This window comes from Mesorhizobium sp. M0854, from assembly GCF_040319815.1.
In the GTDB taxonomy this organism is placed as follows: domain Bacteria; phylum Pseudomonadota; class Alphaproteobacteria; order Rhizobiales; family Rhizobiaceae; genus Mesorhizobium.
The window spans coordinates 229,344-249,978 of sequence record NZ_JAMYOL010000004.1; the positions used below are offsets into that span (position 1 = coordinate 229,344).

23 protein-coding genes are annotated in these 20,635 nt (G+C 63.6%); 13 read left to right on the forward strand and 10 right to left on the reverse strand.

The annotated features are described in order from the left end of the window. Positions 1-83 precede the first annotated feature (83 nt). Complete coding sequence (locus tag NKH99_RS09585) at positions 84-725, forward strand: LysE family translocator (RefSeq protein WP_352479689.1); 642 nt, start codon at positions 84-86, stop codon at positions 723-725. On the opposite strand, the gene NKH99_RS09590 is transcribed toward NKH99_RS09585, so the two are convergent. From NKH99_RS09590 to NKH99_RS09600, 3 genes are all read right to left on the reverse strand, one after another. Then, a complete protein-coding gene (locus NKH99_RS09590) occupies positions 697-1,176 on the reverse strand; it encodes a hypothetical protein (RefSeq protein ID WP_352719384.1) in 480 nt (159 codons plus the stop codon). The two genes, NKH99_RS09585 and NKH99_RS09590, sit on opposite strands and share 29 nt — an antisense overlap. Beyond that, positions 1,173-2,405 carry a dual-specificity RNA methyltransferase RlmN gene (rlmN, locus tag NKH99_RS09595; protein ID WP_353013782.1) on the reverse strand — a complete coding sequence of 411 codons (1,233 nt, stop codon included), beginning with the start codon at positions 2,403-2,405 and terminating at the stop codon, positions 1,173-1,175. The genes NKH99_RS09590 and rlmN overlap by 4 nt, the downstream gene beginning before the upstream one ends. A 267-nt stretch (positions 2,406-2,672) precedes the next feature. Continuing rightward, positions 2,673-3,179 carry an invasion associated locus B family protein gene (locus NKH99_RS09600; RefSeq protein WP_023721899.1) on the reverse strand — a complete coding sequence of 169 codons (507 nt, stop codon included), beginning with the start codon at positions 3,177-3,179 and terminating at the stop codon, positions 2,673-2,675. A 360-nt stretch (positions 3,180-3,539) separates the two neighbouring features. Here NKH99_RS09600 and NKH99_RS09605 point away from each other — a divergent pair, with 360 nt between their 5' ends. Next, on the forward strand, positions 3,540-4,148 hold the full coding sequence (locus NKH99_RS09605; RefSeq protein WP_352819221.1) for a methyltransferase family protein: 609 nt from the start codon (positions 3,540-3,542) through the stop codon (positions 4,146-4,148). Between the two features lie 45 nt (positions 4,149-4,193). On the opposite strand, the gene NKH99_RS09610 is transcribed toward NKH99_RS09605, so the two are convergent. The 4 genes from NKH99_RS09610 to NKH99_RS09625 all read right to left on the reverse strand — a co-directional run bounded on the left by NKH99_RS09610 (position 4,194) and on the right by NKH99_RS09625 (position 6,330). Then, positions 4,194-4,556, reverse strand: a complete 363-nt coding sequence (locus NKH99_RS09610) for a YkvA family protein (protein WP_352819219.1) — start codon at positions 4,554-4,556, stop codon at positions 4,194-4,196. A gap of 92 nt (positions 4,557-4,648) precedes the next feature. Beyond that, positions 4,649-4,945, reverse strand: coding sequence for a 4a-hydroxytetrahydrobiopterin dehydratase (locus NKH99_RS09615; RefSeq protein WP_023679826.1), 297 nt, complete (start codon positions 4,943-4,945; stop codon positions 4,649-4,651). A 6-nt stretch (positions 4,946-4,951) separates the two neighbouring features. Continuing rightward, positions 4,952-5,548: an RNA 2',3'-cyclic phosphodiesterase gene (thpR, locus tag NKH99_RS09620; protein WP_353013785.1), complete on the reverse strand. Its 597-nt coding sequence runs from the start codon at positions 5,546-5,548 to the stop codon at positions 4,952-4,954. Between the two features lie 137 nt (positions 5,549-5,685). Next, positions 5,686-6,330: an arylesterase gene (locus NKH99_RS09625; protein WP_353013787.1), complete on the reverse strand. Its 645-nt coding sequence runs from the start codon at positions 6,328-6,330 to the stop codon at positions 5,686-5,688. Between the two features lie 107 nt (positions 6,331-6,437). Here NKH99_RS09625 and NKH99_RS09630 point away from each other — a divergent pair, with 107 nt between their 5' ends. The 4 genes from NKH99_RS09630 (at position 6,438) to NKH99_RS09645 (ending at position 11,375) form a co-directional block, all read left to right on the forward strand. Beyond that, a complete protein-coding gene (locus tag NKH99_RS09630) occupies positions 6,438-7,148 on the forward strand; it encodes an ABC transporter ATP-binding protein (RefSeq protein WP_352920405.1) in 711 nt (236 codons plus the stop codon). Further along, a complete protein-coding gene (locus NKH99_RS09635) occupies positions 7,148-9,697 on the forward strand; it encodes an ABC transporter permease (RefSeq protein ID WP_353013935.1) in 2,550 nt (849 codons plus the stop codon). Before NKH99_RS09630 ends, NKH99_RS09635 begins: the two co-directional genes overlap by 1 nt. A gap of 219 nt (positions 9,698-9,916) precedes the next feature. Further along, positions 9,917-10,696, forward strand: coding sequence for a Bax inhibitor-1/YccA family protein (locus NKH99_RS09640; protein WP_254817871.1), 780 nt, complete (start codon positions 9,917-9,919; stop codon positions 10,694-10,696). A 109-nt stretch (positions 10,697-10,805) separates the two neighbouring features. Further along, on the forward strand, positions 10,806-11,375 hold the full coding sequence (locus tag NKH99_RS09645) for a GNAT family N-acetyltransferase (protein ID WP_353013789.1): 570 nt from the start codon (positions 10,806-10,808) through the stop codon (positions 11,373-11,375). Positions 11,376-11,379: 4 nt separating this feature from the next. Here NKH99_RS09645 and NKH99_RS09650 read toward each other — a convergent pair whose 3' ends face one another. Beyond that, on the reverse strand, positions 11,380-11,766 hold the full coding sequence (locus NKH99_RS09650; protein ID WP_031212724.1) for a DUF2794 domain-containing protein: 387 nt from the start codon (positions 11,764-11,766) through the stop codon (positions 11,380-11,382). Between the two features lie 475 nt (positions 11,767-12,241). Then, on the reverse strand, positions 12,242-12,991 hold the full coding sequence (locus NKH99_RS09655) for a DUF1223 domain-containing protein (RefSeq protein ID WP_352470828.1): 750 nt from the start codon (positions 12,989-12,991) through the stop codon (positions 12,242-12,244). Between the two features lie 175 nt (positions 12,992-13,166). Between NKH99_RS09655 and NKH99_RS09660 the strand changes: the two genes are divergently transcribed. Further along, entirely contained in the window at positions 13,167-13,847 is a 681-nt protein-coding gene (locus NKH99_RS09660; RefSeq protein WP_352470827.1) for a ceramidase domain-containing protein, read from the forward strand. A 61-nt stretch (positions 13,848-13,908) separates the two neighbouring features. Here NKH99_RS09660 and acnA read toward each other — a convergent pair whose 3' ends face one another. Continuing rightward, entirely contained in the window at positions 13,909-16,599 is a 2,691-nt protein-coding gene (gene acnA / locus NKH99_RS09665; protein ID WP_352832352.1) for an aconitate hydratase AcnA, read from the reverse strand. A gap of 282 nt (positions 16,600-16,881) precedes the next feature. Between acnA and ccmA the strand changes: the two genes are divergently transcribed. The 6 genes from ccmA (at position 16,882) to NKH99_RS09695 (ending at position 20,630) form a co-directional block, all read left to right on the forward strand. Next, on the forward strand, positions 16,882-17,490 hold the full coding sequence (ccmA, locus tag NKH99_RS09670) for a heme ABC exporter ATP-binding protein CcmA (RefSeq protein WP_352832355.1): 609 nt from the start codon (positions 16,882-16,884) through the stop codon (positions 17,488-17,490). A gap of 196 nt (positions 17,491-17,686) precedes the next feature. Beyond that, complete coding sequence (ccmB, locus tag NKH99_RS09675) at positions 17,687-18,352, forward strand: heme exporter protein CcmB (protein WP_352470824.1); 666 nt, start codon at positions 17,687-17,689, stop codon at positions 18,350-18,352. Further along, positions 18,352-18,729 (forward strand): Imm50 family immunity protein, encoded by a 378-nt coding sequence (locus NKH99_RS09680; RefSeq protein WP_352593773.1) that lies wholly within the window; start codon positions 18,352-18,354, stop codon positions 18,727-18,729. The genes ccmB and NKH99_RS09680 overlap by 1 nt, the downstream gene beginning before the upstream one ends. A gap of 102 nt (positions 18,730-18,831) precedes the next feature. Then, on the forward strand, positions 18,832-18,999 hold the full coding sequence (gene ccmD, locus NKH99_RS09685) for a heme exporter protein CcmD (RefSeq protein WP_352456348.1): 168 nt from the start codon (positions 18,832-18,834) through the stop codon (positions 18,997-18,999). Further along, entirely contained in the window at positions 18,996-19,571 is a 576-nt protein-coding gene (locus NKH99_RS09690; RefSeq protein ID WP_353013793.1) for a DsbE family thiol:disulfide interchange protein, read from the forward strand. The genes ccmD and NKH99_RS09690 overlap by 4 nt, the downstream gene beginning before the upstream one ends. 15 nt (positions 19,572-19,586) lie before the next feature. Next, the gene (locus tag NKH99_RS09695; protein ID WP_353013795.1) at positions 19,587-20,630 is read left to right on the forward strand and encodes a DUF2332 domain-containing protein; all 1,044 of its coding nucleotides are present in this window, start codon (positions 19,587-19,589) and stop codon (positions 20,628-20,630) included. Positions 20,631-20,635 lie beyond the last annotated feature (5 nt).

The following is a 20,635-nucleotide window of genomic DNA, read 5'->3' on the forward strand; positions in this document are numbered from 1 at the left end:
AGATGCTGTATCGCCCAGAGGCTGGCGAGGACACGGCTCTTGCGCTATGGCTGCGCCGTCTTTTTGCCGCTACGAGACGAACCATGTCCTTCATCCCCGACAGTACGACGCTTATCCAGTTCTCCATCGCCACCTTCATCCTGGCGATCACGCCTGGGCCTGATATGACGCTGTTCGTGTCGCGCACGCTGAGCCAGGGCCGCGCCACCGGCTTTGCCTCGATGGCCGGCGCCTTGTGCGGCACGCTGATTCACACCACGCTGGTGGTGGTCGGCGTCTCGGCGCTGATCGTCGCCTCGCCGATGGCGTTCTTCGTGCTGAAGATTTTTGGCGCCGGCTATCTGGTCTTCCTGGCATGGCAGGCGATCACAAAAGGGTCGGCGTTTTCACCGGAGAAGAAGAGCGGGCCGCAGATCTCGCTGTTCCGCAGCTGGGCGGCGGGGCTCGGGGTCAATCTGCTCAACCCGAAGATCATCCTGTTCTTCATGACCTTCCTGCCGCAATTCGTCTCCGCGCATGATCCCAACGCGCCGGGAAAGCTGTTCTTCCTCGGCGCGATGTTCGTCGTGCTGGCGATCCCGGTGACGGCGCCGATGGTGCTGGCGGCCGAAAAATTCTCGGCCGCGATGAAATCCAGCCCGCGTGTGACCCGCGTCGTCGACTATCTGTTTGCCGGAGTTTTTTCGGCCTTCGCGCTCAAGATCCTGACGGCCCAGGCGAAATAGGGCGTCCGATCTGACGCCAGCTTCCGGCCGAGCGCCCGGCGCTCAGCCAGTAGAAAATACCGCCGACCATGCCGCAGCCGATCACCGCCAGCATGACGCTGGTATTGGTAACCTCGAAATTGGCATCGGCCGTCTGGTGGACGAAGCCAAGGAAGACCGCCGAGACCACAGCACCCGCCAGCGCATAGAACAGCCAGTCACGCCGGCCAAGGATCTCGGAGACGAGGATGGCGATGGCGGCCGGCATGAAGGCGAAATAGGCGACGAACAGCGCGACGAAGGGGATTGAAAACCACAGCGACGCCTGCGCCGCCGGTTGCGTCTCGTCCGTCATCAGCCCCAGAGACGCCAGGAACATGATGTTGAGGAAGGCGCTGGCAGCCAGCGATGCAACGCCGTAGCCGACAAGGATGACGGCGAAGCGGATCAGATAGGCGACGAGGCGGTTCACGCCTCGCCATGCCCCGCGATCATCATCGCTTCCAGCGCCAGCCGGTCGACCTTGCGCATGCGCTCGGAGTCCGACTTGAGCTGGCCGCAGGCGGCGAGGATATCGCGGCCGCGCGGCGTGCGGATCGGCGAGGCATAGCCGGCATTGTTGATGTAATCGGCGAATTTCTCGATCGTTTCCCAGTCCGAGCACTGGTAGTTGGTGCCCGGCCACGGGTTGAACGGGATCAGATTGATCTTGGCCGGAATGCCCTTGAGCAGCTTGATCAGCGCCTTGGCGTCGTCGATGGAATCGTTGACGTCCTTCAGCATGACATATTCGAAGGTGATCCGCTTGGCGTTCGACAGGCCTGGATAGGCGCGGCAGGCAGCGATCAGTTCGTTCAGCGGATACTTCTTGTTGATCGGCACCAAAAGGTCGCGCAGATCGTCATTGGTGGCGTGCAGCGAGATCGCCAGCATGACGCCGATCTCTTCGCCGGTGCGGAAGATCTCGGGCACGACGCCCGAGGTCGACAGCGTGATGCGCCTCTTCGACAGGGAAAGCCCGTCGCCGTCGGATGCGATAAGCAGGGCCTTCTTCACCGCCTCGAAATTGTAGAGCGGCTCGCCCATGCCCATCATGACGACGTTGGACACTTTCCGCCCCTCGGCCGGCACGATGGCGCCGTCGGGCGTGTCGCGGTCGGGGAAATCGCCAAGCCGGCCCCGGGCGGTCAAGAGCTGGGCGAGGATTTCCTCGGCGGTCAGGTTGCGCACCAGTTTCTGCGTGCCGGTGTGGCAGAAGGAGCAGGTCAGGGTGCAGCCGACTTGCGAAGAGATGCAGAGCGTGCCGCGGCCTTCTTCGGGAATGTAGACGGTCTCGATCTCGACCGGCCGGCCGGCGCCGCGCGGCGGAAAGCGGAACAGCCATTTGCGGGTTCCGTCGGAGGAAATCTGCTCCTCGACGATCTCGGGCCTGGCGACGGTGAAATGCCTGTCGAGCGCGGCGCGCAGATCCTTGGAGATGTTGAACATGCCGGCGAAGTCGGAAACGCCGCGCACATAGATCCAATGCCAGAGCTGTTGGGCGCGCATTTTCGCCTGGCGCTCCGGCACGATGCCGGCGGCGACGAGGGCGGCCCCGAGTTCGGCGCGCGTCAAGCCGATCAGCGACGGTTTTTCAGGCGTCGTGCGGGTGCGCAACGCGTCACGCGCGCCTTCGGCGGTAAGATCGAATGAAAGGGTCATTGTTGCGCCAATATAAGCGATTTGCGGCCGAATACAGCATCGTGCCCGAAATGAAGCGCGGCGCATAGCACAGGTTAGCGGCGGAGTCATGCCGGGGGTCTTCCTTCTCCCCTTGTGGGAGAAGGTGGCCGAGCGAAGCTCGGTCGGATGAGGGGTGTTCCAGCTTGGCGCCGACGGCGTTCCGTCCAACACCCCTCTTCCGTCTCGGCGCTGCGCGCCGATCCACCTTCTCCCACAAGGGGAGAAGGGAAGACCGCGCCTAACCGCCTACTTGCACTTGGCGATCGAGGCCAGCGCCGCCGAGATGCCCTTCAGCGAGAAGACGTAGGTGGTGGTGTTGCCGCGGCCGGACTTGGCCGACACCTTCATGTCGGTGCCGGTCTTCATCGCGGCGATCAGCACCGGCTCCTCGGCAGCGTTCTCGACCCAGGCCGACTTGCCGCGCGTGAACATCGAGAAAGACTTCTTGTCGATGGTGACGGTGGCCTTGGAACCCTCCTGGAAGGTATAGCCGGCAATGAATTGCGGCTCGTAGGACACTTGCTGCCCCGGCCGCTGGCTGACGAAGAAGAACATGTCGCCGTGATCGAGCGTCGGCGGCTGCTTGTCGGTTGGCACCGTCAGGACATAGCAGACCTTGCCGCCGCCCGACGCCTGATAACTGTAGGTGCCCCAGGCATTATGCTGGCCGATCTTGGTTGCCGACTGCGCCAGCGCGGGCGCCGTCAAGGCCACCAGGGCCAGGCTGGAAACTATAGCAATCAATCCGCGCATCGCTTTTCCCGTATTCCACTGGTGCGGCGGCAGGCCGGCTCGGCGTCCTGCCCGTCGCTTCATTTTGATTTAATCTGGGTTACCAAACGGTGAATTTCCCCTTAGAAAAGGATGTTCACGCCAGGAAACCGCCGCCGTCTTCGCGCTGCCGCTCGAAAAAGCGGCTGGCGCAATGTCCCTGCCGCGACTTGGAGGCCACGAAAACGGCAAGAGTTTGACTTTTCAAGCAGCTAGGTCTCGCGGCGATTCTCGCTTTTTGAGGTGCGTGACGAATTTCCCTGCAGGCGGTACCATGTCTGCGTTCGCCGCCACGGCGCTCGGCCAGGGTGCCCTCCCCGGCGGCTTACGGGAGATTTGGCCATGGCCATTTCCGAGACAGTTCTGATCCTGGCGGGCGGCACAGTCGTCCTGGCGATCGTGTTCGGCGTTCGTGTCGCCGTCCGCGTGGCGGCCGGTGGCGCGGTGCCCCGGTCGGATGGCGGGGAGGCGGCGGGCGGATCGGGCGCCCCCGACGTGGCCGGGGTCATTGCGCTGCCACCTTTGATCTTCCTCGGCTTCCTGGTGGCGGCAACCGTGCTCGAGGTGCTCGTGCCGCTCCCGGTCATGGCCGGGCAGGCGCTCGCCCGCTATCTGACCGGCGCCGTGCTCGCGGTGTGCGGCTTCGTGTTCATCTTTATGGCAGCGGGCCGCTTTCAGGCCGCTGGAACCAACATACCACCGACCTTGCCAACGACGGCGCTGGTCGTCGACGGTATCTATCGGCGGACCAGGAACCCGTTCTATCTGGGAGCGACCCTCATCTATTTGGGCCTCGGCGTCGCGGCCGGAAGTCTTTGGGCTATCGCGCTCGTCGTCCCCCTGCTGTGGGTGATCAATACCGGCGTCATCGCGCCGGAAGAGCGCTACCTCGAGCGGAAGTTCGGAGATGTCTATCGCGCCTACAAGGCGCGGGTGCGGCGGTGGGTTTGACGGCCGGAAAGTCGGTTCTCACGCGATTTTTTGCGCCGCACCGGCTCAGCTCTTGTCGGCGATGGCCTGCCTGGCGGCGAGCCGGTGCGCCGGCGTGATGTGGGCGCTGACGGCGGTAATCGCGGCGGTCAGCACGGCGATGTCGTCGGTGAAGCCTAGCCCAAGGATGAAATCGGGGATGACGTCCGTCGGCAGCACGAAATAGCCGAGCGCAGCAAGCAAGGTGCCCTTGGCGCGAAGCGGCGTCTTCTTGTCCATGGCACAGTAATAGGCGGCGACCACCTCTTCCATAAACGGGATATGCCGGGCGGCCTTCTTCGCCGTACGCCAGAACTTTTCGCGCACTTCGCTCTCGTTGCCCGGCTTGCTGCCGAGGCCGAAGAAATCAAAACCGGATTTTTGCGCCATCAACCTCTCCTTGCGGCCGTCGCGTGACTTCACGCGTGACCGCGAGGCAAAATGTGGTGAAAGCCGAACCTCGCTGCAAGGTGCAGATAGGCTCAGCCGCCGAAATAGCGGTTCATTTTCCTGGCCAGATCGAAATCCAGCGCGGTCAGGCCGCCGGCGTCGTGCGTGTTGAGCGTCACGTTTACCGTCTTATAGACGTTCGACCAGTCGGGATGGTGGTCCATCTTCTCCGCGGCCAGGGCAACGCGGGTCATGAAGGCAAAGGCTTCGGAGAAATTCTTGAAGGTGAAGCTGCGGGTGATCGAGCCACCATCCTTGGCCAGCGACCAGCCGTCGAGGCCGGCAAGTTCGGCGCGGATCGCCTCTTTTGCTAGTTTCTCCCTGGCCATGTCCGTCTACCGCATGATCCGCGAAGCGTCGGCGGCGCCGACCAAACGGCTGGCGACCCGGCTGTCGGCACCTGAAAGCGGCCAGGCCTCCTCGACGACGTAAGGGCCGCCGCCGACCGAATCGCGCGACGACATCAGCACGAAGCGGCCGACCCGGAACGGCAGCGTCGAAAAATTGCCGCGCGCCGACAGGTACTGGGCAACGTCGAGCGGGCTCGAGTTGCGCAGGCGGGCCAGCGTCACATGCGGCATGAACTTGCGCGGGTCGGCCGGGATGCCGAGCCGCTGGCAGATGCGCTCGATCTCGGCCTGCAATGCGGAAAGATCGGGCGAAGCCGCGACCCCGGCCCACACCGCATGCGGCTTCTTCTGGCCGAAGGCGCCGACGCCGGACAACGTCAGCGGGAAGGAGGCGCGGTGAACACGGTCGAGCGCGTTGGCGATTTCGTCGGCGACATGGCCCTCGACATCGCCGATGAAGCGCAGCGTCAGATGATAGTTTTCGACGTCGATCCAGCGGGCTCCGGGCAGGCCGCCCCTGAGCAGGGACAGCGAAAGAGCGGCATCACGCGGTATTTCGAGGGCGGTAAAAAGACGCGGCATGGGAAGCCTCCTGTCCTCGAATCGAACTCTTGTCCCTAGCGAATCATCGATATTCGAACGGGGCAAGCGGTTTGTTGGTCGCAGGCCTGCCTAAACGCTTCCCCTGCGGAATGTGGTGCGGCGGCGAACCCTCGCCTTCAGGAATTATCCCGCACCGTTACAATGGCCTTCTCCACGCTGGGCAGGATACCCGCGACGATACGGTCGACGCCTCGGGCACTTGGATGAAGGCCGTCCTCGAGTTGCAGGACGGATTGGCCGGCAACGCCCTCGAGAAAGAAAGGATAGAGCGGCACGCCGTATTTTTCAGCCAATCGCGGAAAGATTGCGTCGAAGGCGTTCTGGTAGTCGGCGCCGAGATTGGGCGCCGCGCGCATTCCGGCCAGCAAGACGGCGATCTTGCGCTGCTTCAGCTTTGCCAGCATGGCGTCCAGGTTCTTTTCCGCTATGGCGGGCGAAACGCCGCGCAGCATGTCGTTGGCGCCGAGCTCCAGGATGACGAGTTGCGTGCCGTCCGGCACCGACCAGTCGAGCCGCGACAGGCCGCCGCTCGTCGTATCGCCGGAGACGCCGGCGTTGGCGACGGTGACATCGTAGCCCTTGGCGCGCAGCGCCGCATGCAGCTTCTCGGTGAAGCCCTGACCTGGCCCGAGGCCATAACCCGCCATCAAGCTGTCGCCGAAACCGACAATGGTGAACGGTTCGGCGCGCACCGACGAGATGGCGCCGCAAATGGCGAGGAAAAGGGCGAAGGCTGCGGCAAAGGTGTGTTTGAAAGCCATGCGGCAGGCCCCATATGACCAGGAACATCTGTTGGCGAAGGCAGGTTTTCGTCTTTGTCGAGCATCGGATGCTCTAGCCTTCATCCCCCATATAGGACGATTTGATTTTGGAAGAAGCCGTCATTTCGCTGAAAGACGTATCGCTGACGCTCGGCGAAGGTGCATCCTCGGTCCATGTGCTGAAGGGCGTCAGCCTCGATGTGGCGGGCGGCGAAGCGACAGGCATCGTTGGACCTTCAGGTTCGGGAAAGTCGACATTGCTGATGGTTTTGGCCGGGCTTGAAAGGGTCGATTCGGGCACGGTCCGAATTGCTGGCGAGCTGCTCAACGGCAAAAGCGAAGATCAGATCGCATCGTTTCGGGGACGAAACATCGGCATTGTGTTCCAGTCTTTCCATCTCATCCCCAATATGACGGCGCTGGAAAACGTAGCCGTCCCGCTGGAGCTTGCCGGCCATGTCGATCCATTCGGCGTGGCGGCACGCGAGCTGGCGGCGGTGGGCTTGAGCGATCGCGTCACCCATTACCCCGGCGAATTGTCTGGCGGCGAGCAGCAGCGCGTGGCGATCGCCCGGGCGCTGGCGCCGTCGCCGCGCATCCTGATCGCCGACGAGCCGACCGGCAATCTCGACCAGGCAACGGGGCGGCACGTCGCCGACCTGCTGTTTGCCAAGGCGGCCGAACGCGGCATGACGCTGGTGCTGGTCACGCATGACCCGGTACTCGCGGCGCGCTGCTCGCGCCAGGTGTCGATGCGGTCGGGGCTGATCGAAGACGCGCCTAAGCCGGCCACCAGGGCTGGCAGGGTGACCGCATGATGCCGCTGGCGCGCACGCTGAGGCTCGCCTTTCGGTTTTCGCTGCGAGAAATGCGTGGCGGGCTGTCCGGCTTCCTGATCTTCCTTGCCTGCATCGCGCTCGGCGTCGCTGCGATCGGCGGCGTCAATTCGGTGGCGCAAGCGATTTCCGCCGGTGTTGCCGACCAGGGCCAGACGCTGCTCGGCGGCGATCTCCGCTTCCAGCTCAACCAGCGCGATCCGACCAGATCGGAACGCAGCTTCCTCGACCAGCTTGGCACGGTTTCGCACAGTGCCAATATGCGCTCGATGGCGAGGCTCGAGGACGGCTCCGACCAGGCGCTGGTCGAGGCCAAGGCGGTCGACGGCGCCTATCCGCTCTACGGCGCGCTGGAGACCGAGCCGGTGCTGTCGCGAGAAGATCTGTTCGGCGAAAAATCCGGGGTCTTCGGCGCCGCCGCGCCGGACCTCTTGTTCGAGCGGCTGAACCTTGGCATCGGTGACCGGCTGAAGCTCGGCAGCGCGACGTTCGAGCTGCGTGCCAGGCTGGTCAACGAGCCGGATGCAGTGTCGGATGGCTTCGGTTTTGCGCCGCGGCTGATGGTGTCGACCGACGGGCTTGCCGCTTCCGGCCTGATCCAGCCGGGCAGTCTGGTCGAGAATGCCTATAAGGTCCGCCTGCCCGGCGGCACCACTGAGGCACAGATCAAGGCAATCCAGGAGCAGGCGACAAAACAGTTCCCGCAGGCCGGCTGGTCGATCCGCACCCGCAGCAACGCGGCGCCGGCGCTGTCCTCGAATATCGAGCGGTTTTCGCAATTCCTGACGCTGGTTGGGTTGACGGCGCTGGTGGTCGGCGGTGTCGGCGTGGCCAATGCCGTGCGTGCCTATCTCGACGGCAAGCGCGGCGTCATCGCCACCTTCAAGAGCCTGGGGGCTTCGGGCGGCTTCGTCTTTGCCGTCTATCTGGTGCAGATCCTGATGATCGCCGCCCTCGGCATCACGCTAGGCCTTGTGCTTGGCGCGCTGATGCCGTTCGCGGCCAGCGCGGCACTCCAATCGGTCATTCCAGTGCCGGCGGAAGGTGGGTTCTATCCCGGCGCCCTCGGCATGGCAGCGCTGTTCGGGCTGCTGGTGACGCTGGCTTTCGCCTTGCTGCCGCTCGGCCGCGCCCGCGATGTGCCGGCAACGGCGCTGTTTCGCGAAATGGGTTTCGAGGGCCGCGGTTTTCCCCGCCCGCTCTATATCGCCGCGGCATTGGGCATCGCGCTGCTGCTCGCAGTACTGGCGATCCTGTTTTCCGGCGACCGCCGTATTGCCTCGATCTTCGTTGGCGCCACGATCTTTTCGTTCCTGGTGCTGCGTGTGGTCGGCTCGCTGGTGCAGTGGGCGGCGAAGAAAAGCCCGCGCGTGCGCTCGACCGCGCTCAGACTCGCCATCGGCAACATCCATCGGCCTGGCGCCTTGACGCCGTCCGTGGTGCTGTCGTTGGGACTCGGGCTGACGCTGCTGGTGACGCTGGCGCTGATCGACGGCAATCTCAGGCGGCAGATCTCGGGCAGCCTGCCGGAAAGGGCACCGAACTTCTTCTTCGTCGATATCCAGAGCAGTGACGTCGATGCCTTCTCCGCGCTGGTCGGCAAAGAGGCACCGCAAGGCAGGCTGATCAAGGTGCCGATGCTGCGCGGCCGGGTGATGGCGCTCAACGGCGTCGATGTCGACAAGGTCAAGGTTCCGGCCGAAGGCGCCTGGGTACTGCGCGGCGACCGTGGCCTGACCTATGACGCAAAGCTGCCGGAGAATGCGACGCTGACCGAGGGCAGCTGGTGGCCGGAGAACTATGCCGGCGAGCCGCTGGTCTCGTTTTCCGCCGAGGAAGGCAAAGAGATCGGGCTGAAGCTCGGCGACACCATCACCGTCAACGTGCTCGGCCGCAACATCACGGCCAAGATCGCCAATTTCCGCCAGGTCGAATGGGAAACCATAGGCATCAATTTCGTCATGGTGTTCTCGCCCAACACGTTCGCCGGTGCGCCGCATGGCTGGTTGGCGACGCTGACCGAGACGAATGCGTCGGCAGCCGACGATGCGCATCTTCTCAACGCCGTCACGCGTGCCTTTCCCGCGGTGACGACGGTCAGGGTCAAGGACGCGCTCGAAATCGTCAACCGGCTGGTGGCGCAGCTCGGCACAGCAATCAGGGCAGCAGCGGGGGTGGCGTTGATCGCCTCGGTGCTGGTGCTGGCCGGGGCGCTCGCCGCCGGCAACCGGGCTCGCATTCACGACGCGGTGGTGCTGAAGACCCTGGGTGCGACCAGAAAAACGCTGATCGCCGCGTCTTCGCTGGAATACATGCTGATCGGCCTTGCTACCGCGATCTTCGCGCTGGCGGCGGGCGCTGTGGCGGCATGGTTCGTCGTCGCGCGCATCATGACGCTGCCATCGCACTTCATGCCCGAGGTGGCGGTGGCGACCATCGGCTTTTCGCTGGTGGTCACGGTCGGCATCGGCCTTGCCGGCACGTGGCGGGTGCTGGGCCACAAGGCGGCGCCGGTGCTGCGGAATCTTTGAGCCAGAGCCGGTTTCGATTAAATCTCGGTAATGTTCCGGGCGGGAAGGCCAATAAAACCGTATCTCCGGCACTTCACGGAGCATTACGCTTGGTTACGGTCTTGTCCTTTACGCCAAGAACCATCATATTTCGGCGCAGGCATGCTGGAGCCCCGCCAGCGGCGCCTGGGTTCAAAAGGACCTGACACCGGACGGGGCAGAAGCAATATGAGGATTTCCATGGCTGATCCCGTTCGCAATTATCAGACGCGCGCCGTGCCCGGCGCCGGCGTCGATGCTGCCATCGACCAGGGCCTGCGGGCCTACATGATCAAGGTCTACAATCTGATGGGGCTTGGCCTCCTCATCACCGGTCTTGCCGCGGTCGGCACAATCATGCTGGCCACTACCAGCGATCCCGCCTCGGCGGTCGCGACGTTGCCAAGCGGCGAGATGCTGACCTCGTTCGGCTACGCGATCTTCGGCTCGCCACTGAAATGGCTGGTGATCTTCGCCCCGCTGGCAGCGGTGATGTTCCTGTCGTTCCGCGTCCAGTCGATGAGCGTTTCGGCCGCGCAGACGACATTCTGGGTCTACGCCGGCCTCGTCGGCCTGTCGCTGTCGTCGATCTTCCTGGTCTACACCACCGCCAGCATCTCGCAGACCTTCTTCGCCACCGCCGCCGCCTTTGGCGGGCTGTCGCTCTACGGCTACACGACCAAGCGCGATCTCTCGGCGTTCGGGTCGTTCCTGGTCATGGGCCTGGTCGGCCTGATCATCGCGATGGTGATCAACATCTTCCTGCAGTCGTCGGCGCTTTCCTTCGCCGTTTCGGCGATCGGCGTGCTGATCTTCGCGGGCCTCACCGCCTACGACACGCAGAACATCAAGGAGATGTACTTCGAGGGCGACGAGACTGATGTCGCCGGCCGCAAGGCGATTATGGGCGCATTGAGGCTCTATCTCGACTTCATCAACCTGTTTATGTTTCTGCTGCAGTTCATGGGCGACCGTCGCTAAATACGGTTTTCCTGGACCAGCGAGTTCGAAAAGGGCGGCCCAATGGCCGCCCTTTTCTTTTGTACCGGCTTTGCTGTGATATAGGGCAGATGAGCGACGTGCCTAAATTATGAGCTGCATCACCTTGCGGGCCGCGACGTCGGCCGATCTCGACCGGATCACGGAAATCTATGCCGACGCGGTGACGAATGGCACGGCGAGCTATGAACTCGAACCGCCGAGCCGCGCCGAGATGGGCACGCGCTTCGACACTCTGATGGCGGGCGGCTTTCCCTATCTCGTTGCGGAAAAGGCCGGCGGCGTGCTCGGCTATGCCTATGCCGGGGCGTTCCGGCCGCGCCCGGCCTACCGCTTCGTCGTCGAGGATTCCGTCTATGTCGCGCCCGAGGCCAAAGGGCAAGGCGTCGGGATGCTCTTGATGCAAGGGCTGATCGAAGCGGCCAAGGCGGCGGGTTTTCGCCAGATCATCGCGGTGATCGGCGACGGCCGGCCCGACAGCGCCTCGGTAAGGTTGCACGAGAAGCTCGGCTTTCGTCATTCCGGCCGCCTGGAAGGCTCAGGCTATAAGCACGGACGCTGGCTGGACACGGTTTTCATGCAGCTGCCGATCAACGGCGGGGCGTCCATCCCGCCTGATCCGCAATCGCTGCCCGAGCGCAAGTTCCGCCTGCAAAAATAAAGGGTTACGCCTCGACCAGCTTCAGTGTTCGGTCGAACACGCCAAGCACCCGGCCGAGTTCCTGGCCGCGCTTGAGGATGCGCCCGCCGGCGGCGATGACGGCGAACGCGCCTTGCCGGCGCGCCAGCTTCGGATCCTTGACGATCTGGAAAAGCGGCACTTCGCTGGTGCGGCGGAAGACGGAAAAAACGGCGCGGTCGGCGAGATGGTCGATGGCATAGTCGCGCCACTCATTGGCGGCAACCATACGGCCGTAGAGCCTGAGGATCTGGTCCAGTTCGCGCCGGTCGAACCGCACCGGCTGGTCGAGGCGTTCGCGTCTTGCCTCATGCAGCGGGATCAATATTGCGGATGCGTCCCCATCCTCCGTCCCGCTGCTGCGATCAGTCATGCCTGGATCCTCGCAATGAATCGTACGCCGACCAAAGTTGGCGCTTTCGTTGCCGAATTGCAAGGCCCGGCCGGGCAACGGCAGCACCGCGCGGTTTCTCCAGCGTCCAGTCACGTTTGCGAAACGCCTGTTGAAATTGGTGATGCTTTGCCACAATCCTGCCTTTTTTTATCCGTGCTCATGCCCCAATGTCCGACGAATTTACCGGCGTTGCCTGAGACGGTTCGGTCCGGCACCGGCTCGTAAACCCCAAGCCCCCCGCCCACGGGCCTGCGTCGGATCGAACCAACCTCGGTTTTTCCTTGGAAAGATCGGGTGCGACGATCCCAAAACCTAAATGACCGGCGTCAGAAGCAAGCTGACGCCGGTTTTTTATTAGCCGTGGCGATGCGATCCATCCAGATAGGCTGTCGTCGGAGGCTTGAGCGCGGTTATCCCTTCTCCCACAACAAGGGGAGAACGGGGGGCGCCCTATCTAAGGCTTGCGGATAAAGGCTGCGCCCAGGATCGGCCCGGGCATGCCGTCCTTGCCGACCGACTGCAGCAGCACGGCGCAGCCGCCCTTCTTGGCGATCTCGCTCATCGGCAGTTCGTAGCGCTGCGCCTTGCCGTGCCACATGCCGGCGGTCTGGATGCTGGAGACGGCGTTCCAGTAGGTCATGCTGCGGCCGCTGTTTTCGCCCTTGCCGATCTTTATCGTCTGCGGCGGATTGAAATAGACGATGACGACATGCGCGTCGGTTGGGCCGGTCACAGCGTCGCCGGCATCGATCATGACGCGATCGCTGGTCCGGCTGACCTTGATGCCGACGCGCATGCCTTCGCCGACCCTCTCCATGCGGGCCAGCGCGCCGTCGACTTCCTTGCGGCTGGCGCCGTTGACATGGCTGCGGCCGTTTATGACGGCTTGCGGGGTGTAGACGGAACGACTGCCGAAGGCGCGCATATACTCGTATTGCCGCTCGGTATTTTCCTTGCGGCTCAGCGTGTCCTGCCAGCCGAGGTAATCCCAATAATCGACATGATAGGCGAGCGCGACGATGTCCTCTTTGGCGGCGAGCTCGGCGAAGAATTCATCTGCCGGCGGACAGGAGTTGCATCCCTGGCTGGTGAAGAGCTCGACGACGCCTAATGGCTTGTCGGTTGGCTCGGCAAGGGCCCTGCCGGCAAACGCCGAGAGGGCCAGCGCAAGGGCCGCAAGCCGCAATGGTCTTCGAGATGGCATAGCCGTTCCGATCCCGCCGGTGACGCCGGCTTTGTTCTGGTTGTCGAAATATGTGGCAGAAGCGGCAGTCAACGGGAAGTCACGTTGCGGTGAAATTTTGCCGTTGCAACCGCTGGCAAGGGCGCAATAGGTGGACTTGCACTTTACGATGGAAGCGATTCGGGCGGCAATCAGCATGTGGCAATCTCTCCTGGCGCCGGTCGACCTCTATTGCGAACGGACGGGGCCGGAATTCTGGGCCGAACCGCTAAATGCGCTGAGCAATCTGGCTTTTTTTGCCGCCGGGCTATGGGGTGTCTGGCAGGTGCGCAAGCGCGGCACCGGCACCTTCGCCGAAGTGCTGGCCTGGTGGGTGGTGGCGATCGGCGTCGGCTCGTCGCTGTTCCACACCTTTGCCAACCGTGGCACGGTCTGGGCCGACGTGCTGCCGATCGCCGGGTTCACGCTGGCCTACACGCTGTTCAACCTGCGGCGTTTTCTCGGCATGAAATGGGGCAAGGCGATCGCCATTTTCGTCGCCTTCTATGCCGTCGCCGGGCTGGTGACCTTTGCCGTGCCCGACTGGCTGCGCCAGGCGTCGAACGGGACGACCGGCTATCTGCCGCCCTTCCTGGCGCTCGCCTTCTTCGGCGCCATGGTGGCGGCCAGCGGCAACCGTGCCGGCTGGTACAATCTGGCGGGCTCGGCGATCTTCGTCGTGTCGGTCATCTGCCGGATGATCGATCCGCTGGTCTGCGGCGGCTTTCCGCTCGGCACGCATTTCCTGTGGCACATATTCAACGGGCTGATGCTCGGCGTGCTGCTGGCGGCGACAGCGCGGTTTGGAAAGCCGGGAATTAGGGCAGTAGGGCAGTAGGGGAATAAGTCGCTTCTCCTTGCTTCACCCTACTGCCCTACTCCCTTATTGCCCTACTCCCTTAAGCGGCCAGATCGCGCAGCACGTATTGCAGGATGCCGCCATTCTTGAAGTAGTCGAGCTCGTCCAGCGTATCGATGCGGCAGATGATCGGAACCTCTTTGACGCTGCCGTCGCCGTAGGTGATCCTGGCGATCATCTTCTGCCGCGGCTTGATGTTGCCCAGTCCGTCGATCTCGACCAGTTCGTCGCCCTTGAGGTTGAGCGAGGCCCATGAGGTGCCTTCCTCGAAGACGAAGGGGATCACGCCCATGCCGACCAAATTGGAGCGGTGGATGCGCTCGAAGGACTGGGCGATGACCGCGCGGACGCCCAGCAAATTGGTGCCCTTGGCCGCCCAGTCGCGCGACGAGCCGTTGCCATATTCGACGCCGGCGAAGATGACCAGCGGCACGCCTTCCTTCTTGTACCGCATGGCGGCGTCGTAGATCGATTCCTCTTCTTTCGACGGGTAATGGATGGTGTAGCCGCCCTCGCGGCCGTTCTCGCCCAGCATATGGTTGCGGATGCGGATATTGGCGAAGGTGCCGCGCATCATTACCTCATGATTGCCGCGGCGTGTGCCGTACTGGTTGAAATCGGCGACGCCGACGCCGTGGTCGGTGAGATACTTGCCGGCCGGCGAGGCCGCCTTGATCGAACCGGCCGGCGAAATGTGGTCGGTGGTGATCTTGTCGCCGAACAGACCGAGCACACGCGCGCCCTTGATATCGCCGATCTTGCCGAAGCCCGACGTCATGCCGGCGAAATAGGGCGGGTTCTGCACATAGGTGGAATTGTCGTCCCAGGCATAGGTCTGGCCTTCCGGCGCCTTGACGTTCTGCCAGTACTCGTCGCCCTTGAAGACGTCGGCATACTTGCGGGCGAACAATTCGCGCGTGACGTTCTTCTCGATGAATTCCTGGATCTCGACCGAACTCGGCCAGATATCCTTGAGATAGACCGGATTGCCGTTGCGATCCTCGCCGAGCGGCTCGGTGGTCAGATCCTTGGTCACTGTCCCGGCCAGCGCGTGGGCGACGACCAGTGGCGGCGAGGCGAGATAGTTCGCTTGCACGTCGGGCGAGACGCGGCCTTCGAAATTGCGATTGCCGGACAAGACTGCCGCAGCAATCAAGCCCTTATCGTTGATGGTCTTGGAGATCGGCGCCGGCAATGGGCCGGAATTGCCGATGCAGGTGGTGCAGCCGAAGCCGACCAGGTTGAAGCCGATCTGGTCGAGCTCCTTCTGCAGGCCGGATTTCTCGAGATATTCGGCGACGACCTGGCTGCCCGGCGCCAATGAGGTCTTGACCCACGGCTTCTGCTTGAGGCCGAGCCGGTTGGCATTGCGCGCCAACAGCCCGGCGCCGATCAGCACGCTCGGGTTCGAGGTGTTGGTGCAGGAGGTGATGGCGGCGATGACCACATCGCCATGGCCAAGATCGTAGCTCGTGCCCTCGACGGCATAGCGCTTGTCGATTTCGGCGGCCTTCCTGTATTCGGACTCCATGGCCTTGGCGAAGCCAGCCGGAATGTCTTCAAGTGCGACCCGGCCTTCCGGCCGCTTCGGGCCGGCCATCGACGGGACGACACTGCCGAGATCGAGCTCCAGCAGGTCGGTGAAGACCGGATCGGCCGAGCCGGCATCGCGCCACAAGCCTTGCGCCTTCGAATAAGCCTCGACCAGGGCGATGCGGCTTTCGTCGCGACCGGACATTGTCAGATAGCGGATGGTTTCGCTGTCGACCGGGAAGAAGCCGCAGGTGGCGCCATATTCCGGCGCCATGTTGCCGATGGTGGCGCGGTCGGCCAGCGTCATGTTGGACAGGCCCGGCCCGAAGAATTCGACGAACTTGCCGACGACGCCCTTCTTGCGCAGCATCTGGGTGACGGTGAGCACCAGGTCGGTGGCGGTGACGCCTTCCCTCAGCCTGCCGGTGAGCCGGAAGCCGATGACTTCAGGCAGCAGCATGGAGACCGGCTGGCCAAGCATCGCGGCCTCCGCCTCGATGCCGCCGACACCCCAGCCGAGCACGCCGAGGCCGTTGATCATCGTGGTATGTGAATCGGTGCCGACGCAGGTGTCGGGATAGGCGGTGGTCTCGCCGTCTTCGCTGTTGGTCCACACGACCTGACCGAGATATTCGAGATTGACCTGATGGCAGATGCCGGTGCCGGGCGGCACGACGCGGAAATTGCGGAACGCCTGCTGGCCCCATTTCAGGAACTTGTAGCGTTCCTCGTTGCGCTCATATTCAAGCTCGACATTGCGGGCGAAAGCCAGTGGCGTGCCGAATTCGTCGACGATGACCGAGTGGTCGATGACCAGATCGACCGGCACCAGCGGATTGATGCTTTGCGGATCGCCGCCGAGCGAGGCCATGGCGTCGCGCATAGCGGCAAGGTCGACCACGGCTGGAACGCCGGTGAAATCCTGCATCAGCACGCGAGCCGGGCGATAGGCGATCTCGACGCCGGCGGTGCCCCGGTCAGTCAGCCAGCCGGCGACCGCCTGGATGCTCTCCTTGGTAACGGAACGGCCGTCCTCGTTGCGCAGCAGATTCTCCAGCAGCACCTTCATCGAATAGGGCAATTGGGCAATACCGGTGAGGCCGTTCTTTTCGGCCTCGACAAGGTCATAGTAGATGTACTCGGTGCCGCTGGCGGTCAGCGTGCGGCGGCAATTGAAGCTGTCGAGTGATTTGGACACGTGCGATCCCTAACTGTCGGTTGCCGGAAGGGAACGGACGCCAGTGGGCATGCAAATCACGCGCAAAGGTGCGGGTACGGCCATTTCCGCTATCCGTTCCCAAGCGTCCGGGCCGTTCAAGGCGGCACGCGCGCTGGTTCGGCGCAAATTCGGTTCCCGTGCCGACCGCTGGCACGGATGATGCGGATATAGAGAATTTTCTGGAATAGTTCTAGACACGGAATCGCCATTTTTGGTGCGGCGCACCGAAGCCGCGCCTGAACTTTCGGCGAAGGGGGACGGATGCGGCTGATCGCCGAAAATCTGGGCGGCGAACGCGGCGGCGAGACGGTATTTTCCGGCATCGAATTCGCGCTGGGGGATGGCCAGGCGCTGGTCGTCACCGGGCCGAACGGCGCCGGCAAATCGACGCTGCTCAGGATCGTCGCCGGACTATTGCCAGTGGCGGCAGGCCGTGTGCGGTTCGAAGGTGGTGGCGAGGACTTTCCGTCGGCCGCCTCGGCCTGTCACTATCTCGGCCACCTCAACGCGATGAAGACGGCGCTGAGCGTTACGGAAAACCTGTGCTTCTGGCGCGATTTTTCGGGCGCCGGTTCCGCGGCTGTTGAAGAGGCGCTGGAAACCGTCGGGCTGGGCGGCATCGGCCATCTGCCGTTCGGCTATCTCTCGACCGGGCAACGCCGCCGCGCGGCGATTGCAAAACTGCTGGTAAGCCACCGGCCATTGTGGCTGCTCGATGAGCCGACGGCAGGACTGGACAAGGCTTCCGAGGAGAGATTCGGCGAATTGATGGGGAAGCACCTCGAGAGGGGCGGGATCGTGGTTGCGGCGACGCATTTGCCGCTGGGGATCGAGGGGGCACAAGGGCTGGTGATGGGCGAGGCCGTTTGATGTTGGTGCTCTACGGCGCCCCCCTCTGTCCTGCCGGACATCTCCCCCACGAGGGGGGAGATTGGCAGCTTCGTCGCTGCGCTCAACTCTCAACGATCGAGATTGGCGAAGGCAGTCGTGACAGCCAATCTCCGCCCTTGAGGGGGAGATGTCCGGCAGGACAGAGGGGGGTGCCCAGGCGAAAGCATCTCACATCATGCTAGCCCTCTTCCTGCGCGACATCCGCCTGAGTATCCGCGCCGGCGGCGGGGCGCTTACCGGCGTGATTTTCTTTCTCGCCGTTATCGCGACCATCCCCTTCGGCGTCGGTCCCGAGCTGAAGCTGCTGGCCCGCATCGGCCCGGCGATCCTGTGGATCGCCGCATTGCTGGCCTGCCTGCTCGGCCTCGACCGGCTGTTCCAGGCCGACCGCGAGGACGGCTCGCTCGATCTTCTGGTGCTTGGCAACGACCGGCACATGCTGGCCTTGACCGTTCTGACGAAATGCCTGGCGCATTGGGCGGGAAGCGTGCTGCCGCTGGTCATCGCCGCTCCCTTGCTCGGCCTGTTCATGAACATGGAGCCCATCGGCATCGGTGCGACGGCGCTGACGCTTCTGGTCGGTACGCCGGCGATCACCTTCATCGGTGCCGCCGGTGCCGCGGTGGCGGTGGCGCTGCCGCGCGGGGGCCTGCTGATCTCGGTGCTGGTGCTGCCGCTAACCATTCCCGTGCTGATCTTCGGCGTATCAGCAAGCTATGGCGCGGTGGCGAACCCCGATCCTTTTCTGCAGCCCTTCCTCATTCTCGCCGCGCTGACCCTGTTCCTTGCCGTGCTCGGGCCGGTGGCGGCGGCGCTGGCGCTTCGGCACGGAACGGATTGATGTGGCCGCTGCGCATAGAGAACCCGATCTTTCTCCAGACAATCTACGGCAACTATCCGGACCTGTCTTCCGTCGAGGTAACCAAGGCCGAAATCAATCGTGACGGGCCTAGCATGTACCTTTCCTTCATCTCGACCGTCCTCCCCTACCGGCCCCCCGCCAAATGGGCGGCGTTCAATGCCGTGTCTTTCGGGCTTGAGTTCATCGCGGTCGAATCGATTAGCCTTCGCAAGTTCCGGAGCCATGGCTGGAGTGCAATCAGGATGTGGGATGACGCCGGTAGAATCCTGCTTACCTGCGAAGGGGCTGTCAGGCTGTCTCTGACGTGCCAATACATGCGTATCAAAAACATATCAGGTGTTTTGCGTTCGCAGTGACCTTCGGCTTGCGATAACCGCAAATCTGCCGCAGACCCGTTCATTGCGACAAACAGCCGGTGAGGCTATGAATTCCGCCGTGAGAAGCCTTGGATCGGGAAAATGAGCGTTCACGCCCTTTATGTCACCGCCGCCTATGCGATCACGGCCGTGGTGCTGGGTGGGCTGATCGGCTGGATTCTGCTCGACCAGCGCGGCCGCAAGCGAGAGCTTGCCGAGCTGGAGGCATCCGGCGTGCGCCGGCGCTCCGACAAGGCAGTAAAATCATGAGCACGGAAACCCAAACACCGGCGCGCCTCCGCCTGATCGTGCTGCTGCCGCTGGTGGTCTTTCTCGGGCTGGCGGGATTGTTCCTGGCGCAGCTTTTGTCCGGGCGCGACGTGTCGGAAGTGCCGTCAGCGCTGATCGGCCTGCCGGCGCCGCAGACCAACCTGCCGGCGCTCGAAGGCACCAATTTGCCGGGCCTCGATTCAAAACAGTTCGCCGGCAAGGTGACGCTGGTCAACGTCTTCGCGTCCTGGTGCGCGCCGTGCCGCGAAGAGCATCCGGTGCTGCTGGCGCTGTCGCAGGACAGACGCTTCGTCATGGCGGCGCTGAACTACAAGGACCAGCCGGAAAACGCCCGTCGGTTCCTTGGCGATCTCGGCAATCCATTCCAGGCGATCGGCGTCGACCAAGCCGGACGCACGGCGATCGACTGGGGTGTCTACGGCGTGCCGGAAACCTTCGTCATCGGCAAGGATGGCAAGATCGCCTATAAGCATGTCGGGCCGCTGACGCCGGACTCGGCGCGGACGCTGCTGTTACCCGAAATCGAGAAGGCGCTCGCGGCTCCGGGCTGAGACACCTGAAACGCGATGGACGAACGAGACATCCGCGATCATTTTCTGGCACAGGCGAAAGCCTGCGATGGACTTGGCTCGCCTTTCACCGCGAATTTATGCCGTGCGCTCGCTAAGGTTCTCGACGCAAACACCAGGACCGGGCAGGCGGTGCTCGGTTGGCCGGGCGACGCGCGCGCCGACGCCCTCGCATTGCGGCTTTGCGGCGCGCTGCATGGGTTGGTCCTGACGAGTGCCAATGAGCGACTGGCACTGATCTATCCGCCCAACCAGACAAGCGAATCCGAGATCGCGGCGGTGCTGCCGGAGGCAATTGCGCGATCCGACGAGCGGATCGTCGCCGGCCTCGCCGGTGCGCCGCAGACCAATGAAATCGCCCGGTCGGCGATGCTGCTGCCTGGATTTCTGACGGTCGCGCGGGAAACTGGCCTGCCGCTGGACTTGTGCGAGATTGGCGCCAGCGCTGGGCTCAATCTCCTGTTCGACAGCTTTCACTACCGCTACGGCGATGCCGAGTGGGGCGACCGGACCTCCCCCGTTCGGTTGGCGCCGGAGGTGCGCGGACTCGCTGTTCCGCTTGGTGGAGCGATCGACGTCCGCCACCGCGCCGGCTGTGACATCGCGCCGGTGGATGTCGCCGACGCAGCCACACGGTTACGGCTTCGGTCTTACGTCTGGGCCGATCAGGCTACGCGGCTGGCCCGGCTCGACGCTGCGCTGTCACTTGCCGAAAAGTTTCGACCGCCACTTGTCAAAGCGGACGCGGCGGATTTTGTCGGGAAGGCGCTGGCCGCGCGGCAGGAGGGTGGCGCTTTTGTGCTCTATCATTCGATCATGTGGCAATACCTGCCGCGGGCGACCAAGGATGCGATCATCGTCGCCCTGGAGCAGGCGGGCAGACAGGCCACGGCCGCTGCGCCTATCGCAAGGCTGAGGATGGAGCCGCGCGATCCCACAAACAATTGGGCGGTACTCAGCCTGACTTTATGGCCGGGCGGCGAGACGCGCCGCCTGGCCCACTGCGATTACCACGGTCGCTGGATCGAATGGGTGGGCTAAGCCCG

Bases quoted from the DNA above. Each gene is read 5' to 3' on its own strand.
- NKH99_RS09585 (WP_352479689.1), top strand. From the start codon at position 84: ATGTCCTTCATCCCCGACAGTACGACGCTTATCCAGTTCTCCATCGCC.
- rlmN (WP_353013782.1), bottom strand. From the start codon at position 2,405: ATGACCCTTTCATTCGATCTTACCGCCGAAGGCGCGCGTGACGCGTTG.
- NKH99_RS09600 (WP_023721899.1), bottom strand. From the start codon at position 3,179: ATGCGCGGATTGATTGCTATAGTTTCCAGCCTGGCCCTGGTGGCCTTG.
- NKH99_RS09605 (WP_352819221.1), top strand. From the start codon at position 3,540: ATGGCCATTTCCGAGACAGTTCTGATCCTGGCGGGCGGCACAGTCGTC.
- NKH99_RS09610 (WP_352819219.1), bottom strand. From the start codon at position 4,556: ATGGCGCAAAAATCCGGTTTTGATTTCTTCGGCCTCGGCAGCAAGCCG.
- NKH99_RS09615 (WP_023679826.1), bottom strand. From the start codon at position 4,945: ATGGCCAGGGAGAAACTAGCAAAAGAGGCGATCCGCGCCGAACTTGCC.
- thpR (WP_353013785.1), bottom strand. From the start codon at position 5,548: ATGCCGCGTCTTTTTACCGCCCTCGAAATACCGCGTGATGCCGCTCTT.
- NKH99_RS09625 (WP_353013787.1), bottom strand. From the start codon at position 6,330: ATGGCTTTCAAACACACCTTTGCCGCAGCCTTCGCCCTTTTCCTCGCC.
- NKH99_RS09635 (WP_353013935.1), top strand. From the start codon at position 7,148: ATGCCGCTGGCGCGCACGCTGAGGCTCGCCTTTCGGTTTTCGCTGCGA.
- NKH99_RS09640 (WP_254817871.1), top strand. From the start codon at position 9,917: ATGGCTGATCCCGTTCGCAATTATCAGACGCGCGCCGTGCCCGGCGCC.
- NKH99_RS09645 (WP_353013789.1), top strand. From the start codon at position 10,806: ATGAGCTGCATCACCTTGCGGGCCGCGACGTCGGCCGATCTCGACCGG.
- NKH99_RS09650 (WP_031212724.1), bottom strand. From the start codon at position 11,766: ATGACTGATCGCAGCAGCGGGACGGAGGATGGGGACGCATCCGCAATA.
- NKH99_RS09655 (WP_352470828.1), bottom strand. From the start codon at position 12,991: ATGCCATCTCGAAGACCATTGCGGCTTGCGGCCCTTGCGCTGGCCCTC.
- NKH99_RS09660 (WP_352470827.1), top strand. From the start codon at position 13,167: ATGTGGCAATCTCTCCTGGCGCCGGTCGACCTCTATTGCGAACGGACG.
- ccmA (WP_352832355.1), top strand. From the start codon at position 16,882: ATGCGGCTGATCGCCGAAAATCTGGGCGGCGAACGCGGCGGCGAGACG.
- ccmB (WP_352470824.1), top strand. From the start codon at position 17,687: ATGCTAGCCCTCTTCCTGCGCGACATCCGCCTGAGTATCCGCGCCGGC.
- NKH99_RS09680 (WP_352593773.1), top strand. From the start codon at position 18,352: ATGTGGCCGCTGCGCATAGAGAACCCGATCTTTCTCCAGACAATCTAC.
- ccmD (WP_352456348.1), top strand. From the start codon at position 18,832: ATGAGCGTTCACGCCCTTTATGTCACCGCCGCCTATGCGATCACGGCC.
- NKH99_RS09690 (WP_353013793.1), top strand. From the start codon at position 18,996: ATGAGCACGGAAACCCAAACACCGGCGCGCCTCCGCCTGATCGTGCTG.
- NKH99_RS09695 (WP_353013795.1), top strand. From the start codon at position 19,587: ATGGACGAACGAGACATCCGCGATCATTTTCTGGCACAGGCGAAAGCC.